This is a genomic window from Cohnella cholangitidis, assembly GCF_014107495.1.
GTDB lineage: Bacteria > Bacillota > Bacilli > Paenibacillales > Paenibacillaceae > Cohnella > Cohnella cholangitidis.
This window is the reverse complement of sequence record NZ_CP041969.1, coordinates 4,813,447-4,829,331: the sequence shown is the minus strand read 5'-3', so window position 1 is coordinate 4,829,331 and position 15,885 is coordinate 4,813,447. Positions and strand designations below refer to the sequence as shown.

The following is a 15,885-nucleotide window of genomic DNA, read 5'->3' as shown; positions in this document are numbered from 1 at the left end:
CGCCCGTTCACCCGTTCCCGGCCATGCCGGATAGCCGATCCGCGCGGCCTTCCAAGATATGCTCCGCGAGCTTGTTCAGCGATATGCGGCTCTCCATGCTGGCTCCCCGCATTTTCCGATACGCTTCTTCTTCATTCAGAGCATAGGCCTGCATGACGATCCCTTTCGCCTTCTCAACCGCTTTCCGGTGTTCGACCGATTGCTTCATCTGGTTGAGCTCATCGCGCAGACTATCCAACCGTTCCTTCTGGCTTAGCGCGATCTCGACCGCTGGAATCAGATTTTCTTCCGCGACCGGTTTCACGAGATAGGCCGTTACTCCGGCTTTGCATGCGTCCCGAACGTAATCCTTTTGGCTATATGCCGTCAGCAGAAGCACCGCTGCCGCATCATCCAGCTTACGTATGATACGCGCGGCTTTCACTCCGTTCATAACCGGCATTTTGACATCCATAATGACTAAATCCGGCTTCAGCCTTATCGTCAACTCGATCGCTTCTTCGCCGTTCTTGGCCTCGCCGACGACGGAGTACCCCTGATCCTCCAGCATTTCGCGAATATCCATCCGAATGATTGGATCGTCGTCTACTAACACGATGGAAGGTCTCATACCCGCTCAGCCTCCTTCAGCCATAGGGATGATTGCCGGGAATGTGATCCGGACCCGCGTTCCTCGCTCGTCCGACGCTATGCTGATGTTGCCGTCCAAGTTTTCCTCTACGAGCATTTCCGCGATCTTCAATCCCAGATGGGTCGTGCCTTCTCTAATCCTTTCGGCCATAATCCCCGTGCCGTTGTCCGCTACTTGAATTTCCGCGACCTGAGCGCGAACGCGGATCGTAATTCCGATCTCTCCCGAAGAGCGATCCGGGAAAGCATGCTGCGCGCTATTATGAATCAATTCGTTCACGACAAGCGCCAACGTCGTCGCCGCTTCGGACGGCAGCGTCAGCTCGTCGCCTTCCAGCTTTACATGGATATGTTGGTCGGGTTTGACCGACGAAGTTAATGTATTTTTCGCGATCCTGTCGATCACTTCGTTAAAATGAATCATGTCGCTTCCATCGAAAGCCAGCATTTCGTGTATCACCGCGATGCTGTTGATCCGGTCCATGCTGTCACGATAGATCGCCGCGACTTCCTCATGCTTCGTTCGGCGCATCTGCAGACGGAGCAGGCTCGTAACGGTTTGCAAATTGTTCTTGACCCTATGATGGATTTCCTTAATGACCGCCGACTTGATCATCAGTTGTTTGTCTTTCTCCTTCAGGTCCGTGATGTCGCGAATGAGCAACAGCCCTCCGACCGTTCGGTTGCCGCGATAGATGGATACGGCCTTGAGCTCGAGCGATATTTTCCCGAATTGCAGCTCCTGACACAACATCCCGGCTGATTCAAGGTTATTCCCCCATGACAAACGGTTGAAGATCGGCCCTTCGATCCCGTCTCCTTCCGCGACCGGAGGATGGCCGATTTCGCGAAGTTGAGTTCTAGCCCGCGCGTTCATGTAGGTAATGCGCTCATCTTCGTCGAACAGAATGATTCCTTCATGCATGAGGGACTGCACCCTGCCCTCCGACATCGCGATCGTAAGCAGCGTCTCGCTCAGTTGCTCGGTCGTCTCCAGCAATCTTTCCACGTTGCGTTCCTGTTCCACTTTGTCGGAAATATCCTGCTCCATGATCAGCGCTCCGATAATCTTCCCGCTTCGGCCCATGATCGGAGACACGTTCTGCTGCATCGCGATTTGTTCTTGGGAGATTCCGCGGGAGCCGATGACCGGTTGCCCGGAGAGCAAGCTGTACATAACAGCGGTTCGTTCCGCGCGTACGCATGCTGGCCGACGACGGAAGTTCGGTATAGCGAAGGGGCGGTGGAAGGATGCGCTTGGGCGACGACAAGCGCCGTGCTTGCGTCCGGCACAGGCAATCGATGAACACGTCCGCTTGGGAGATATCCGCGATCAGCTGCAAATGCCTGGCCAGTTCCTCGATCGTATCCGCGTCTTGCGCGTTTAGCACGGTATGCTCTAGACAGAGCTCCTTAATAGAACCCATAGAGAATCCCTCTTCGTATTGGATTTTCCCTGATCGCTTCTATTCTGACATAGGGGATGGCGTTTCGTTGTCGAACGAAACCGTCGGTTCTTTGCTTATTTTGCCTGACCGCCGTATCGCGCCAACAGTTCCCGCATTTCTTCGATGCCGAGTCGGCTCAACGCCGAAGTCAGAACGATGTCCCCGACCGGCAACGCTTGCCTGAGCAGTCCGATCGCCCGTTCCGTATTCGCTTCCGGATGGTCGAGCTTGGTCACCGCGCCGATCGCGGGAACCGGAAACCCTCCGGCGAAGCCCGGCGGAAACCCGGTACGGTCTCTGGTCGCGTCCTGAACGAGCAGCACGGCCGCCGCTTGATGAGAGGTCGCCATGAGCGAGCGGTAAAAGAGCGGGTTCTCCGTATATTCGCCCGGCGTATCGATCAAGGCGTCGTAGTAAACTAGACTTTGCGTTTTCACCGTTTGCCGCTCCGCATCCGTTAATGCTCGGATCAACGATGATTTGCCCGCGCCGACCGCGCCGATGAGCATGATTCTACTCATCCCTACGACCTCGTCAGCGAAGCAATGGAAAATTGCAGCTTCTCTTGCAAGAACGCATTAACGGCGCCCAGCGCCATCTCTACGGCGGAAACCTCTCCGGTGATGACGAGGGATCCCGTAAAACGATCCAAATAACCGATGCCCACGTTCGCCGCTTTCGTGGCGACATCCGCCGCGATAATGGCCGTCTCCGTCGGCGTGAGGGTGAGAATGCCGATCGCGTTGCCCCTCTCCAATCCCAGCTTCGAATACAGCATCGGGTCGGGATTGGCGATGACATGGCACAAGGTGAGTTGCTTGCCGGGCACGTATTCCTGAATTACCCGTTGTTTGGGCTGCTCCATGTCCCCTCCTCCTGTTCCTCCGCGATGCCGACCTTAACCTCGAAGCTATCCACGATGCCCACGATCATGGCGTCGATCGGCACCATCCTCTGATTGAACAATATTCTAGCCGGACTTCCGCGCGATACGATCACTTTCTCGCCTACTCCGGCTCCGATCCGATCCGCGGCAATGACGTGTTGTCCGGCATCGCGGTCGCGGAAATCGATGGGCTGGATGACGAGCAGCTTCAAATTATCCATGCCCTCTTCCTTCTGCGTCGCCCATACGCTGCCGATGACTTTTCCCATAAACATCGTGATCTCACCCTTCGTCGGCGTATTGGACGGCGATCCCGTTGTCCTTCAGCAAATCCAGCGCCAGCGGAGAAATAAGCGTTCTTCGGCGTATGATCAACGTATGGAAGCGACGTAGCATAAGCTGCGCGATCACCCATTCCGAGCTAACGAGCTTATTCTCGAACGCTAGCAGTCCCTGTTCCTCCGGCGCGGAAGGCTGTTGGGTAGTCGTCGCTATTGCCGATTGCGCGGAAGTGGCCTTCTCCTTGCCGCATTTCCTCACCGCCAGCTCGGCTAATCGCTTCTGCTCGCCGAATTCGACTCCGTACATCCGCAGCTCTTGCTTGTAGTAGCTAAAAAGATGGACATAAGGCTGAGGAAGCGCGATCGTCTTGAGCGTGCGCCGATCCGCCCGCTTCAGGCCCGGGCTGTCTTCCCCGACAAGCACGAATTTCCCTTGAACGAGCGCGGAGAAGACGATTTCCGATTTGATCGTGCCCTTCATCCCAAGCGCGATTCTCGCCGCATTGTCCAAATCGATCTCCGGGATAACGATGCCCGCGTAATCGAGCGGAACCTCCAACGGCGCCGGGGCGAACTCGTCCGCCGTCAGAATTCGGCCCGCCCCGCCGCATTCGAGCTTATGCATGCCGAGCCACGCCGACGTCTCGCCGTCAAGGAACAACAAGTCATGGCATATCCCGTGATTGCGCAAATGGATAAAATGGTCCGAATACGCCTCATGGGCCGCGCTATCGCAAAATATATACAGGAGCTTCGGCTGAGGCGGTTGAACGGCGGGTTCCGTATGCCATTCGCTGATCAGCTCGCGAACGATAGATTCGACCATCGGTTTGATCTCCATGTTCACGACAGCTCCTCCTTGACGGAATCCGATAGTTTGCCGTTCGCTCCGATTAACGTTACGCTATCCCCGTTACTCAGGAACGAGGAATTCGCCTCGTCCGTATCGATATGAAAGTCCAATGTAAACCGAGGGTCGATTCTGGCGACGACCCCCGCGAATATAACCGGCCGATCGCCGTTCGTCCGCAGCATAAGCCGATCTCCTTGACCGACTTGAAGCCGCTTTGCGTCTTCGGGAGAGAGATGCAGGTGATTCCGCGCCACGATCAAGCCTTCCGACAGAACGACCGTACCAGCCGATCCTATTAACGTGATTCCCGGCGTTCCCCTGATGTCGCCTGATAGCCGAACCGGCGTTTGCACCCCTAATCTGTAGCTATCTGTTCGCGAGATTTCTACCTGCGTCTCGCCTCTGGCCGGTCCGAGAATCCGCACCCCGGGAATGTTCCCCTTCGGTCCGACGATCGCAACCGTTTCTTGAGCCGCGTATTGTCCGCGCTGAGACAGTTCGCGCAGCGGTTTCAACTCGTATCCCTCCCCGAACAAAGCCTCTACGTGACGGGGCGCGAGATGAACGTGCCGATTGGATACGCCGACGGGAATGAGCGCACGGTCTGCAAGATTGCCTCGATCCGAACGCGTTAGGACGATATTCCGTTGCTTCAGGAAATCCGCCGCGGCGGGAGTCAGCTTATCCCCGGCTCTTACCGGAAACGGATCGGGCAGCCCCCGGCCTCGGCCCAGCATGGCGCGCAGGCTAGCTTCCGTAATGTGCGCCATCGTTCATCTTAGCCTTCCAGCTTCGGAAGAATGAATTCGATGTCGGAATGCGGACGAGGAATGACATGCACGGATACGAGCTCCCCGATTTTCTCCGCAGCGGCAGCTCCCGCGTCGGTTGCCGCTTTGACCGCTCCTACGTCGCCGCGCACCATCACGGTAACCAGACCGCCCCCTACGTGGACTTTGCCGATCAGCTTAACGTTGGCTGCCTTCACCATCGCATCCGCCGCCTCTATCGATCCGACCAACCCTTTCGTCTCGATCATTCCAAGGGCCGTCAATTCTCCAGCCATCACAACATTCCTCCTTCTCTATTTTCCATCTCGGCTAACACCTTCCGAACGATGCGGGTCACTTCTTCCCTGGAGATGCCTTGGCGGTTGAATCCGCCGTTACCGGCTATGGCTTCGGCGACTCGTTCCTCGGCCGGTTGAAGCTCGGGACCGGGAGCCGCCGGCATCTCGCGAACTCCGAAAGCGACTCGTTTCGTATTAAGCAAATGCTGCGGACCGATATTGTCCGAAGTGATGTTGCCTCCGAACGAGCCGCAGCCAAGCGTCATGGACGGGAAAAGCGCGGTCGTCGCGCCGATCCCTCCGAAAGTCGTTCCGGCATTGACGACGATGCGCGAAGCCGGTTTCTCCAAACCGAATGCCTCGATGACCAATGAGTCTTCGCAATGGATGCCAAGCGTATGGCCTAACCCTCCTTGTTCCAGCAGTTCTATGCATCGGCGGCAACCTTCCTGCCAATCCTTCACCGTATAGAACGCGAGTACCGGACATAACTTTTCGACGGAAAAAGGATACTCGTGCCCTACCGATATTTCCTCGGCAATGATGACGCGAGTCGTGCCCGGAATCGCAATCCCCGATAGCGCTGCAATAGCCTGCGGAGATCTGCCAACAACCTTGGGGTTCATTCCTTTGCCGATCGCGAGCACCGAAGCGACCTGTTGCTTCTCCCCCTCGTTCAGGAAATAAGCTCCTTGTATTCGCAATTCCTCGATCACTTGCGGCTTAATCGTCTCGTCCACGACCAAGGCTTGCTCGGAAGCGCATATCGTCCCATGGTCGAACGTCTTGCTCTGAATGATCCGCGAGACGGCTTGCTTCACGTTCGCGCTGCGGTGAATGTATACCGGAACGTTGCCCGGACCGACGCCGTATGCCGGTTTGCCCGAGCCGTAAGCCGCCTTGACCATCCCCGTGCCGCCCGTCGCAAGAATGATATCGGTCAGCTTGTGCTTCATAAGCTCGTTGCTCGCTTCGATCGAAGAATGAGAGAGGCAATGGATAATGCCCGGAGGAGCACCGGCTTCTTCGGCCGCCGCGCGCATGAGGGCCGACGATTCCGCGGAACACTTGAGAGCGGACGGATGCGGACTGATGACGATCGCGTTCCTTGCTTTCAAAGCGATCAGGCATTTGAAAATAACCGTCGAGGTCGGATTCGTCGAGGGTATAATGGCTGCCACCACGCCCATCGGCTGGGCGATCTCCCACACTTGCCCGGATTCGGATTTGCGGATGATGCCTACCGTCTTCATATCCTTGATCGCGTTGTACACGTCTCTGGCTACGAATAGGTTTTTCGCTTTCTTGTCCGCCGTTAGACCGAATCCCGTCTCCTCTACCGCAAGCGCCGCCAGTCTCTCCGCCTCCGCTTCCGCAGCTTGAGCCATCCGCGCCACGATGCCGTCAATCTGCGTTTGGCTCATTTGCTCCAGCAACTTCTGCGCCCTCTTCGCTTCCCGCAGCGCGCTCCTTACTTCCTGAATGCCTAGTAAATCCTCGTCCAGCTTCATGACGATTCACCTTTGCCTTCGCCATTACCTTCGGCCTGGGGATCGCGGTTATCCCTTTCCTTCGGGAACAAGCCCTGTACCATATCGAATACAGAGCTGTCCGGCCGGGGGATAACATGGGTGCCGAGAAGTTTGCCGACCCTCTTGGCCGCCTCCCCTCCGGCATCTACCGCCGTTTTCACCGCCGCAACGTCTCCGAGCACGTAGATCGTCACGATCCCTGCATCGACCTTCTCGTAAGCGGTTACCTCTACATCCGCTGTCTTGGCCGCCGCGTCCGCTGCCGCGATCAGCGCCGGTACGCCCCATGTCTCAATGATCCCAAGCGCTTCCTTTTTCGTCGTCAACCGTTCTCACCCGCCTCATTTCCTCGGATCGCGCGCCACTTCGTACACCGCGCTCGCGAAAGCTTCGGCCGCCGCGCTGCAGGCGGATTGGCTCCCCGTCAGCAGCCCGCCGGCGAAGTTCGTCTCCGTCGGTGGTCCGTACAACTGGCAGAGTCGGACATCCGCGGCTTTTAACGCGGCATCCAACCCGTACATCGCTTCTAACGGAGGGGCAATCAAATACGCCAAAGGCTCGCCTTCCGGAATATCCGCCAGTTTGGACAAATACGAGCCCGTTCGGGAGATCACGTGCGCGTAATACGCATGGGTCCCTTCCTCGTTCAAGGCGTAGAAGCACGCTCCGTTTTCCATCATCTCTAACGCGGCATCCAAGCCGCTTCTGACTTCCGCGGGCGTCTCTCCGCCGATGATGCCGATGAATTCCCCCGACAACGGTCCCGAGGCGTGACCCGAGCCCGCGTAGAACGAACGGGCGTAGACGACTTCTACGGCCGCCTTCTTGGTCGCCTCGTCAATAGCGGTATAGCCGATATCATCCACGGTCGAAGTAAACATACCCAAGCTGCGAATTCCTTCTTTCAGCTTCAATCCCTTCGCGAGCTCCGCGTCCACGTTCGGAATCAGCCTCACGGCGAGCGGAACTCCCCGGATCGGTCGACGATTCACTCCCTTCACCTCTTCGCATGCGGAATCGTACTTTCAAGACGAAAAAAACAAAAAAGTGCCCAGGTTAGAAGAACGATCAACGTTCTTAAACCCTAGGCACCCTTGCCTAAAAGCTATGCTTTTTTTATCCGAACCGTTGCTATTAGTTTAAATCAAGCCAGCCCCTAATTCAAGGAGATTCATTCCCCAGGAAATGATAGCATTCGTGGGGATTCGAGCTTCTCGCCAAGCATTAGTTCGTAAATGCTCGATTCAGCTTCTCCAAATGTCGTACGGTCGGCGTCAAGTTCGCAAAAAAGTACGCTTCCCTCAGCCTGCGGGATGGCGCGCTGTGGTGCAAGTACCCGGCACTGCCTTGGTGAAGCATGCATGCTTGAACCGCTTGCAAGGCAAGATAGGCGGTTTCTAGCCGAACCTGCAGCAATGGCTTCCATGCCTCTTGCATATTGGGGCTTCCGGCTAATAGATACGTCCTCTCTCGCAACCGCAGCCATTCGGACTCGAGATGTTCCGGTTGAACGGGCAGCAGCCGATTGCAGCCTCCCTGCTTCTCTTGCGCTTGCCGCATGGAGCGAATTGAGCTTTCGATAATCCCCAGCCCCAGCGGAATTTGATAGAGCACGAACGTGGGCCGAACGGATTCGATGAAGGAATCCGCCCGTTCCGACACCACCCATTCTCTTGGAATGAATACTTGATCGAATTGACAAGCGTAAGTCGCGCTCCCGTTCAAGCCCAAGAAGCCGAGCCGTTCATCCAGAGTCAAGCCGTCCGCCCGGCATGGCAAGAATGCCATTATACGCTCCCGTTCCCCTGAAGCCGCAACCGCGCCGAACCAGTGGTCGTTGCCCAAGTTGGATACCATCGGCAATTGACCGGTTAACGAATACCCTCCGTCCGCTGGCTCTGCCTTCAAATACAATTTATCCATGCCCGCGTAGAACTTCATAGGATTGGACAAGCCCGTTCCGCCTCGAAGCTCCCCGTTCTCAAGCTTGGGAAGAAGCTTCTGCTTCAGCTCGGCGTTATCGGTCAGACGCAGATACGTTAACGCGGCCAAATGGCACCAAATGTTAAACGCCGTCGTCATGCAGGATTTGGCCGTTTCCTCCGCCAACCTGACGCCGTTAACCCGAACATCCTCGATATTTTCGCCTTCTGATCGGAAGAAGCCTTCCCTGCCTAACGCCACCATATAGTCAAGCGGATAATGGGCATCGGAATCGACGGCTCTGACCTTCGGTTTCAGATCCCTATGGATGATCTCCTCTAATCGGCGGACAGCTTCGTTATTCATGGCCGGCATGCGCATCAATCCTGCGGCGCGATTGCGGTAATGGAATCGATCGGAGCGCGAACGGCTTCCCGTGCCCGCTTCACGGCCGCTTCATCCGGAGCTTTATAGAAACAGAGGCATTTCGTCATATCCTCGCATACGTAGGTGCGGGAAAAAGAAACCTCGGGAACTTCGGCATAATGCACGGAGTTTGTCTTTTTCCGCTCTAGGTACTGCTCCATCGTCAGATGCTCCGGTAAATTCCATTCCACTAGATAGTTAAGCCCTTCCGCCGACGGGGCAATCTCTTCGGGCTGTTTGCCGATGAGACGGACTTCCTTGAGCAGCGATACGGCTAGACCGATTGTATCCAAGCTCTCGCGAATGGCGCTTTCCTCGCCTTCCAGAATGAAGAACGCCCGTTCGAAGCCTTGGGATACTTGAACCTCCAGTAACCTCGCGTCCCGCTTCGCGATGACCTGCTGGATACGATTCGTTTGCTCGCGGAAGCTTGCGGCGTCTTGAACCGCTCCGCGAAATAAGGTTTCTACTAAGTAAAGGGACATCTATACTCTCTCCTTTGGAAAATCGAAATAGGGATGAAGCGAATCAAAATTGTGATTTTAATATACTTGGTGTAAAATTTATACTCATTAGGAAACCCATACTCAAGCACGCGGAGGACGACCATGAAAGATAGATACGACTTACCCTGCAACATCGCTCAAACGTTAAATATCATCGGGGACCGTTGGACGCTCTTGATTATCCACGAAATATTGGTCGGACAAACGACGTTCAGCGAAATCAAGAAAGCTCTTAAGGGCCTGTCTTCCAAACTGCTTTCGGACAGATTAAAAGCGTTGGAGGATCAGGGACTTGTCGAATCCGCCCTCTATTCCGCCCACCCTCCCCGCTACGAATACAAGTTAACCGACAGCGGGAAGGAGCTTGAGACGGTGTTCCATGCGCTGTTGCTCTGGGGCAGACGCAATCTGAAAAAATGCTACAAAAAACTCGTGCACCCTTCGTGCGGACATGAAGTTCGGCTCGTCTGCTATTGCGATCACTGCCAAGAAATCGTAGAGGACGTCTCCCCAATCGCGTTCGATCCTTCAATCGCCCGGTAAAATGGGCCGTTAGTTCAATCTCTCGGCGCGATTCCCCACTGCTTCTCCATCCATCGTTCGAACAGGCGAACGCATTGGTCGAGCAGCAATCCGCATATCCCGATGAACAGAATTCCCGCCAACACGAGATCGAGGCGGATCATGTTCCGGCTATCGATGATCAAGAAACCTAAGCCGGATTGCGCTCCGACCATCTCGCCGGATACGAGGAATATCCATGCGGTTCCGACGGCGATATGAAGCCCGTTAGCGATCGTCGGGAACGCCGCCGGGAAAATAATCTTGGTAAGCAGCGAGTACCGGTTCAACTCGATATTTTGCGCCAGCTTCAAGTAGATCGGGCTTACTTTCCTCACGGCGGACACCGTGGACAGCAACACCGGAAAGAACGCGGCCAAGAAAATAATGACGATCGCCGGCGCATTGCCGATACCGAACCACAGCACGATAAACGGAGACCACGCGATAGGGGACACCGGACGTATGACCTGCACGATCGGGTCGATGATGTTCCATAAGCGTCTTATCCGGCCCAATGCCAATCCCAGTGCTACCGCCAATATAGATGCGGACAGATACCCGGCGGCGAACCGGATCAGACTGACTTTCAAGTGGGTAAAAATGATGCCCGTTTCGATCATTTCCACGATACCCCGAGCGACGTTTAACGGGGAAGGAAGCAATGACTCTTCGTATTTCCCCGTCGCTACGACCGCTTGCCAGATCGCGAGCAGAATCGCCAATCCGATGATCACGTTAACGGTTTTGTTAAGCCCCCGCATCGAATCACAAAGCCTTGTCGATAAACGAATTATCGACGAAATCGCTGAACGTCGGCGGGTTATCCGACAGCTTCATCTCGATCAAATATTGTCTTAGAACCTCGTAGGACTCCTCGTCCAGCTTGAGTTCGTCGTACTTAATCCATTGCAGCGACAAGTCGAGCACCTTCTCGTCGACATTCATGTATTTGCCTAAAATTTGTTTCGCGTCTCCATCCTTCAGCTCGGCTTTTTTCCCGGCCTCGACGTATTTATCGACCAGTTCCTGCGTCGCTTCCTTGTCCGTGTTAATCAGCTCGCCGCGCAGCACGAGAGCGCAATCCACCGATTCGGGCCACAGCTCCTCGGATTGGTACAACACTTTGCCTTTGTTAATAACGACCGACTTCGCCCCGAACGGCTCGGCAACGACGTAACCCGCGATCCGGCCTTCGGACAGGGCTGCCGGCATCTCGGCCGGAGGCAATTGAATCGCTTCTACGTCCGTGTATTGAAGCCCGGCTTTCTTAAGCATTTGGTAGAGGAGGATGTTATGCGTGGAAAATTTGTGGGGAATCGCGAACGGCTTCCCTCTCAAGTCTTCCGCTTTTTGAATATCCGGCGCCGTCACGATGACGTTGCCGTCCTTATGTCCGAGGGCGACCGCCTTCAAGTCGACGCCTTGCTCCTTGGCTTTCATCGCCAATTCGATCAGAACGGAAGCTCCGTCGATTTTCCCCGTGTTGAGCGCATCCATCAAATCCGGCCATGAACCGAATTTAACTAGCTTTAGCTCGAAGCGATCGTATCCCGCTTTCCCCAGTTCTTCCTCTATGTAGAGCGGGGCGGCGTGCGTGATGGGCAGGTATCCGATTTGAATCGTCCTTTTCGGCCCTGCATCCGCTTTTTTGTTTTCTCGTTGGCGCCGCATGCCGCCAGCAGGATGAGAGAGAGAATAATGACGAGCGCCATGAATGTTTTTCTGCGGTTTAGCTGATGGATCATTTCAACGAACCTCCTATTAAATCGTAAATTCTTCTTCCGACCCCGATCCGGTATACCGGAATTCCTCGAGAATCATTTTCCGATAATGCTGAAAATCCCCATACCCCCTGTCCCGCGGTTTAGCGGCATCGATTCTGATTTCCTTATTCAGCCGTCCGGGGGACGAGTTCATGATGAATACCCGATCCGACAAATAAACGGCTTCGTCTATGTCGTGGGTAACGAGTACGATCGTCACTCGTTCTTGGGCTTGGATCCGCAGCAGTTCGTCCTGCAGGGCGTAACGGGTGAACGTATCCAACGCGGCGAACGGTTCGTCCATCAGCAGCAGCTCCGGCTGCATCGCAAGCGCCCTTGCCAGGGCGACCCGCTGTCTCATTCCTCCGGACAGCTGATGCGGAAAAGACGACGATTTGTCTTCCAGCCCGACTAGCCGGATATAAGTCAAAGCCCTCTCCCTCTGTTCTTTGGGAGGAAGACGCAGCGGCTCCAAGCCAAGCTCCACGTTCCCCGATACGGAACGCCAAGGGAGCAGTCCGTAATCTTGGAAAAGCATGACGCACTTGCGGCTCGGACGTTTGACGGGGTTACCTCCGACGGTTACGGTACCTGTTCCGGCACTCTCGAAACCGCCCAACACATTTAACAGCGTGCTTTTACCGCATCCGCTCTGCCCCAGCACCGAGACGATTTCCCCTTCCCCGATAGCGAAAGTAATGTCCTCCAGCACTTGCTCGGACTTCCCTTCGTGAGTGAAGAATTTCGACAGCTTGTCGGCCTGAACTGCCGGTAAACGAGTCAATTATGCAACAGCTCCTCCTGAATACAAGTCGCTTCAAGTGGTCTTGTCAGCTCATGAGAATTAAACTAATATATCCTATCAGTTTAATTGGTATTAAAGTTATATTATTGTACTTTGTTAAAAAAAGCAACCTACTATGTAAAAAAAGTGCTTATTCAGCTTGCCCGCTCTCAGCGGCTTATTTCCTCGACTACCCGGTTTCCCGCCATTTAACACGACTCAGTCGGCTTATTTCCTCGACTCGCCCGGTTTCCCGCCATTTAACACGACTCAGTCGGCTTATTTCCTCGACTCGCCCGGTTTCCTGCTATTCAGCTTGCCCGCTCTCAGCGGCTTATTTCCTCGACTACCCGGTTTCCCGCCATTTAACACGACTCAGTCGGCTTATTTCCTCGACTCGCCCGGTTTCCCGCCATTTAACACGACCCAGTCGGCTTACCTCCTCTCTTCGCTCGCTTTTCCAACATTCAAGCCGCTCCCGGCGGCTTATTTCCTCGTTCTCTCTGCTTTTCCGCCATTTAAACCGCTCCCAGCGCGCTTATTTCCTCGATCCACCCGCTTTTCCGCCATTTAAACCGCTCCCAGCGACTTATTTCCTCGATCCACCCGCTTTTCCGCCATTTAAACCGCTCCCAACGGCTAATTTCCCAGCTTCGCTCTATCACCCATAAGCCGCGAAAAAAAGCCAAACCATCCGATTTTCGGAATGGTTTGGCTTTCGGCTATCCTCGCGAAACTTCAGCTTCCAACCTTGGCAGCAGCATAACGATTAACCGGAATCGGCAGCTCCAAGTTGCCGCGCAACGTGTCCGCCTCGTATTCCGTTCTGTAGATTCCTCGCTCTTGCAGGATCGGAACGACCTGTTCCACGAAATCCTTCAACGTGTCCGGAGTCGCCGAATGAACGATAAACCCGTCGGCGGCCTCTTCCTCGTGCCATCTCTGGATCAGATTCGCGATTTTCTCCGGCGTGCCGATGAATTCGCTTCGCGGAGTAGCCGTGCGGATCGCAACTTCGCGAAGGGTCAACCGTTGCTCTTTCGCGACTTGCTTGAGCTTGTCGGTTCCGCTGCGGAAGCTGTTCGAACCTAGATCCCCAAGCTCGGGGAACGGCTCGTCGAGCGGATATTGGGAGAAATCGTGGTGATCGAAGAATCGGCCTAAATATTCCAATGCTTTATCGATCGTGACAAGGTTGGCGAACTCCAAATACTTGCGCTCGGCCTCCTCCTCCGTCTTCCCGATAATCGGTCCGATGCCGGGGAAAATCGCGATGTCTTCGCGGGATCGGCCGAATGCGACGGCGCGGTCCTTAACGTCTTTATAGAAGCTTTTCGCCTCTTCGATATTCTCATGCCCCGTAAAGACGGCATCCGCTCCTTTGGCCGCCAGCGTCTTGCCGCTCTCGGAGGAACCGGCTTGGAATATAACCGGATGCCCTTGCTTGGAACGGGCGATATTCAGCGGTCCTTGAACGGAGAAATAAGCCCCTTTATGGTTCAAACGGTGCATCTTGGCAGCATCGAAGAACACTCCTGATTCCTTGTTGCGAATGAAGGCATCGTCCTCCCAAGAATCCCATAAGCCGCGGGCGACCTCCAAGAATTCCTCCGCGATCTTGTAACGTTCATCGTGCGAAGGATGCTCCGGTTTTCCGTAGTTTTTGGCGGAGCCTCGAGCGGAGAAGTAACGACGTTCCAACCCGCGCGTCCCCCGCTAATATGGTCGAGGGAACCGAATTGCCTGGAAACGGTAAACGGCTCGCTGTAGGAGCTGGATAACGTGCCTACGAGTCCGATTTTCTGCGTGACCGCGGCCAACGCCGACAAAATCGTGATCGGCTCGAAGCGATTAAGGAAGTGCGGAATCGACTTCTCGTTAATGTACAACCCGTCGGCGATGAAGACGAGGTCGAATTTACCCGCTTCCGCGGTTTGAGCCTGTTTCTTGTAAAACTCGAAGTTCACGCTGGCGTCGACAGGAACTTCGGGGTGTCTCCAAGCGGAGATGTTGCCGCCGACCCCGTGAATAATCGCGCCCAGCTTCAGTTGCTTACGTTTTCCCATTGTGATTTCCTCCCTATTCATGGCATTCGGTTCCGATCTTCACGTCCTCTTCGTCTACCCTTAAACCCTGAGCAATTCCGCTTCTTTCAATTGAAGCCGGTAGCTCTTCACCAGCACCTCTCCGTTGTTGAACTCCTTGTCGTAAGCCCGTTCGAAGCCCAAGCGCTCATACAGCCTGACCGCCGAGTCCATAATGTCCGAGGTATGAAGGTGGATCGTTTCCGCTCCCCATTCCAGCGCAAGCTTCGCGCTTGCTCGAAGCAATTCCGTAGCCACCCCTAGCCCGCGAACGTTCGGCGAGACGCCGAGCAAGCGAATAATCGGAGTGTGGATTTCCAACTGCGGCGCGCCGTATGCCCTATCGGAACCCTCGTACAGGAACACGCTCCCGACGACTTCCCCGTTTAATTCGGCGACAAGCCTGGCTTTCGTCGTATCCGAGTCTACCGATTGATCGATGTTTTCTTTATAGTGCGCCCACCTTTCCTTAGAAAGCGTACTTTCATATTGCTGGTACGCGGACTTGAGAACTTCCTTGACCGCAACGCGATCGCCCTCCCGCGCGGCGCGAATCACGACTTTGTTGTCCGACATCTTCTCCACCTCGTTTTTCGGAATTTGAACCATCCAAGCTTGACTATTAGATCGTGCAGCTTGAATTCTGAGAGCTGATCTCTCCTTGCTTTATTCTCTCGATTTGCTTCAGATGGACCTGAACATGGTCGATAAAAGCCTGAACGATCGCGGCAATCGTGACCGTCTCTCCCTTGAAGTTAACCCCGGTTTTGTTCCAATCCTCCGGCGTGAATCGACGGAACAGCAAGCTGTTATAAATAAGCAGGTTTCTGAAAAATTCGAGAACGTCCGCCGCATTGCCTTGGTTCGCCTTCTGGCCCGCGACCCAAGGATCTTGGCTGAACGCGGGCAAACGAACCTCGGAACCGGCCAACACTTCGCGAATACGGAACGAAACGACGATATTGTGATCCGCCAGATGCGTGAGCACCTCCGTAACGCTCCATTGGGTTTCCGCCGCTTTCCACTTCAGCTGTTCGTCGGATAACCCTTCGACCGCTTCTTGCAGTTGTTCGTAAGTATGCAGATAGGACTCGATATTAACAGGGGAATGGCTCATGGGTACTGCCTCCTTAGAA

The 15,885-nt window shown here is 54.9% G+C and carries 19 protein-coding genes and 2 pseudogenes; 1 reads left to right on the top strand and 20 read right to left on the bottom strand.

Going from position 1 to position 15,885, the window contains the following annotated elements; genetic code table 11:
* Positions 1-7: 7 nt before the first annotated feature.
* The 14 genes and pseudogenes from FPL14_RS22280 to FPL14_RS22220 all read right to left on the bottom strand — a co-directional run bounded on the left by FPL14_RS22280 (position 8) and on the right by FPL14_RS22220 (position 9,533).
* Complete coding sequence (locus FPL14_RS22280) at positions 8-610, bottom strand: ANTAR domain-containing response regulator (RefSeq protein WP_182299815.1); 603 nt, start codon at positions 608-610, stop codon at positions 8-10.
* A 6-nt stretch (positions 611-616) separates the two neighbouring features.
* Positions 617-1,798, bottom strand: coding sequence for a sensor histidine kinase (locus tag FPL14_RS22275; RefSeq protein WP_229264003.1), 1,182 nt, complete (start codon positions 1,796-1,798; stop codon positions 617-619).
* Positions 1,684-2,057 (bottom strand): annotated as a pseudogene (locus FPL14_RS30065) (histidine kinase N-terminal domain-containing protein). The gene FPL14_RS22275 and the pseudogene FPL14_RS30065 overlap by 115 nt, the downstream one beginning before the upstream one ends.
* Before the next feature lie 95 nt (positions 2,058-2,152).
* Positions 2,153-2,599, bottom strand: a complete 447-nt coding sequence (locus FPL14_RS22270) for a EutP/PduV family microcompartment system protein (protein WP_182299814.1) — start codon at positions 2,597-2,599, stop codon at positions 2,153-2,155.
* A 2-nt stretch (positions 2,600-2,601) separates the two neighbouring features.
* On the bottom strand, positions 2,602-2,943 hold the full coding sequence (locus FPL14_RS22265) for a BMC domain-containing protein (protein ID WP_182299813.1): 342 nt from the start codon (positions 2,941-2,943) through the stop codon (positions 2,602-2,604).
* Positions 2,919-3,239, bottom strand: coding sequence for a EutN/CcmL family microcompartment protein (locus FPL14_RS22260; protein WP_182299812.1), 321 nt, complete (start codon positions 3,237-3,239; stop codon positions 2,919-2,921). The genes FPL14_RS22265 and FPL14_RS22260 overlap by 25 nt, the downstream gene beginning before the upstream one ends.
* 7 nt (positions 3,240-3,246) lie before the next feature.
* Positions 3,247-4,086, bottom strand: coding sequence for a hypothetical protein (locus tag FPL14_RS22255; protein ID WP_182304107.1), 840 nt, complete (start codon positions 4,084-4,086; stop codon positions 3,247-3,249).
* 2 nt (positions 4,087-4,088) lie between these two features.
* Positions 4,089-4,868, bottom strand: coding sequence for a phosphate propanoyltransferase (gene pduL / locus FPL14_RS22250; protein ID WP_182299811.1), 780 nt, complete (start codon positions 4,866-4,868; stop codon positions 4,089-4,091).
* 8 nt (positions 4,869-4,876) lie between these two features.
* Entirely contained in the window at positions 4,877-5,164 is a 288-nt protein-coding gene (gene eutM / locus FPL14_RS22245) for an ethanolamine utilization microcompartment protein EutM (protein WP_182299810.1), read from the bottom strand.
* Complete coding sequence (locus tag FPL14_RS22240; RefSeq protein WP_182299809.1) at positions 5,164-6,678, bottom strand: acetaldehyde dehydrogenase (acetylating); 1,515 nt, start codon at positions 6,676-6,678, stop codon at positions 5,164-5,166. Before FPL14_RS22240 ends, eutM begins: the two co-directional genes overlap by 1 nt.
* Positions 6,675-7,025 carry a BMC domain-containing protein gene (locus tag FPL14_RS22235; protein ID WP_182299808.1) on the bottom strand — a complete coding sequence of 117 codons (351 nt, stop codon included), beginning with the start codon at positions 7,023-7,025 and terminating at the stop codon, positions 6,675-6,677. Before FPL14_RS22235 ends, FPL14_RS22240 begins: the two co-directional genes overlap by 4 nt.
* A 15-nt stretch (positions 7,026-7,040) precedes the next feature.
* Complete coding sequence (gene eutL, locus FPL14_RS22230) at positions 7,041-7,691, bottom strand: ethanolamine utilization microcompartment protein EutL (RefSeq protein ID WP_182299807.1); 651 nt, start codon at positions 7,689-7,691, stop codon at positions 7,041-7,043.
* A gap of 232 nt (positions 7,692-7,923) precedes the next feature.
* Entirely contained in the window at positions 7,924-8,997 is a 1,074-nt protein-coding gene (locus tag FPL14_RS22225; RefSeq protein WP_182299806.1) for an acyl-CoA dehydrogenase family protein, read from the bottom strand.
* A 5-nt stretch (positions 8,998-9,002) separates the two neighbouring features.
* Positions 9,003-9,533, bottom strand: coding sequence for a DUF4242 domain-containing protein (locus tag FPL14_RS22220; RefSeq protein ID WP_182299805.1), 531 nt, complete (start codon positions 9,531-9,533; stop codon positions 9,003-9,005).
* 123 nt (positions 9,534-9,656) lie between these two features.
* Here FPL14_RS22220 and FPL14_RS22215 point away from each other — a divergent pair, with 123 nt between their 5' ends.
* Positions 9,657-10,097, top strand: coding sequence for a winged helix-turn-helix transcriptional regulator (locus FPL14_RS22215; RefSeq protein WP_182299804.1), 441 nt, complete (start codon positions 9,657-9,659; stop codon positions 10,095-10,097).
* 14 nt (positions 10,098-10,111) lie between these two features.
* On the opposite strand, the gene FPL14_RS22210 is transcribed toward FPL14_RS22215, so the two are convergent.
* The 6 genes and pseudogenes from FPL14_RS22210 to FPL14_RS22185 all read right to left on the bottom strand — a co-directional run bounded on the left by FPL14_RS22210 (position 10,112) and on the right by FPL14_RS22185 (position 15,866).
* Positions 10,112-10,879, bottom strand: coding sequence for an ABC transporter permease (locus tag FPL14_RS22210; RefSeq protein ID WP_182299803.1), 768 nt, complete (start codon positions 10,877-10,879; stop codon positions 10,112-10,114).
* Between the two features lie 4 nt (positions 10,880-10,883).
* Positions 10,884-11,789, bottom strand: coding sequence for an ABC transporter substrate-binding protein (locus tag FPL14_RS22205; RefSeq protein WP_407644626.1), 906 nt, complete (start codon positions 11,787-11,789; stop codon positions 10,884-10,886).
* A gap of 90 nt (positions 11,790-11,879) precedes the next feature.
* Positions 11,880-12,665 (bottom strand): ABC transporter ATP-binding protein, encoded by a 786-nt coding sequence (locus FPL14_RS22200; RefSeq protein ID WP_182299802.1) that lies wholly within the window; start codon positions 12,663-12,665, stop codon positions 11,880-11,882.
* A gap of 738 nt (positions 12,666-13,403) precedes the next feature.
* A pseudogene (locus FPL14_RS22195) lies at positions 13,404-14,731 on the bottom strand (LLM class flavin-dependent oxidoreductase).
* A 60-nt stretch (positions 14,732-14,791) separates the two neighbouring features.
* Entirely contained in the window at positions 14,792-15,325 is a 534-nt protein-coding gene (locus tag FPL14_RS22190) for a GNAT family N-acetyltransferase (protein ID WP_182299801.1), read from the bottom strand.
* Positions 15,326-15,371: 46 nt separating this feature from the next.
* Positions 15,372-15,866 (bottom strand): DinB family protein, encoded by a 495-nt coding sequence (locus tag FPL14_RS22185; protein ID WP_182299800.1) that lies wholly within the window; start codon positions 15,864-15,866, stop codon positions 15,372-15,374.
* Between the last annotated feature and the right edge of the window lie 19 nt (positions 15,867-15,885).

Bases quoted from the DNA above. Each gene is read 5' to 3' on its own strand.
- FPL14_RS22280 (WP_182299815.1), bottom strand. From the start codon at position 610: ATGAGACCTTCCATCGTGTTAGTAGACGACGATCCAATCATTCGGATG.
- FPL14_RS22270 (WP_182299814.1), bottom strand. From the start codon at position 2,599: ATGAGTAGAATCATGCTCATCGGCGCGGTCGGCGCGGGCAAATCATCG.
- FPL14_RS22265 (WP_182299813.1), bottom strand. From the start codon at position 2,943: ATGGAGCAGCCCAAACAACGGGTAATTCAGGAATACGTGCCCGGCAAG.
- FPL14_RS22260 (WP_182299812.1), bottom strand. From the start codon at position 3,239: ATGTTTATGGGAAAAGTCATCGGCAGCGTATGGGCGACGCAGAAGGAA.
- FPL14_RS22255 (WP_182304107.1), bottom strand. From the start codon at position 4,086: ATGGAGATCAAACCGATGGTCGAATCTATCGTTCGCGAGCTGATCAGC.
- pduL (WP_182299811.1), bottom strand. From the start codon at position 4,868: ATGGCGCACATTACGGAAGCTAGCCTGCGCGCCATGCTGGGCCGAGGC.
- eutM (WP_182299810.1), bottom strand. From the start codon at position 5,164: ATGGCTGGAGAATTGACGGCCCTTGGAATGATCGAGACGAAAGGGTTG.
- FPL14_RS22240 (WP_182299809.1), bottom strand. From the start codon at position 6,678: ATGAAGCTGGACGAGGATTTACTAGGCATTCAGGAAGTAAGGAGCGCG.
- FPL14_RS22225 (WP_182299806.1), bottom strand. From the start codon at position 8,997: ATGCCGGCCATGAATAACGAAGCTGTCCGCCGATTAGAGGAGATCATC.
- FPL14_RS22220 (WP_182299805.1), bottom strand. From the start codon at position 9,533: ATGTCCCTTTACTTAGTAGAAACCTTATTTCGCGGAGCGGTTCAAGAC.
- FPL14_RS22215 (WP_182299804.1), top strand. From the start codon at position 9,657: ATGAAAGATAGATACGACTTACCCTGCAACATCGCTCAAACGTTAAAT.
- FPL14_RS22210 (WP_182299803.1), bottom strand. From the start codon at position 10,879: ATGCGGGGGCTTAACAAAACCGTTAACGTGATCATCGGATTGGCGATT.
- FPL14_RS22205 (WP_407644626.1), bottom strand. From the start codon at position 11,789: ATGCGGCGCCAACGAGAAAACAAAAAAGCGGATGCAGGGCCGAAAAGG.
- FPL14_RS22190 (WP_182299801.1), bottom strand. From the start codon at position 15,325: ATGTCGGACAACAAAGTCGTGATTCGCGCCGCGCGGGAGGGCGATCGC.
- FPL14_RS22185 (WP_182299800.1), bottom strand. From the start codon at position 15,866: ATGAGCCATTCCCCTGTTAATATCGAGTCCTATCTGCATACTTACGAA.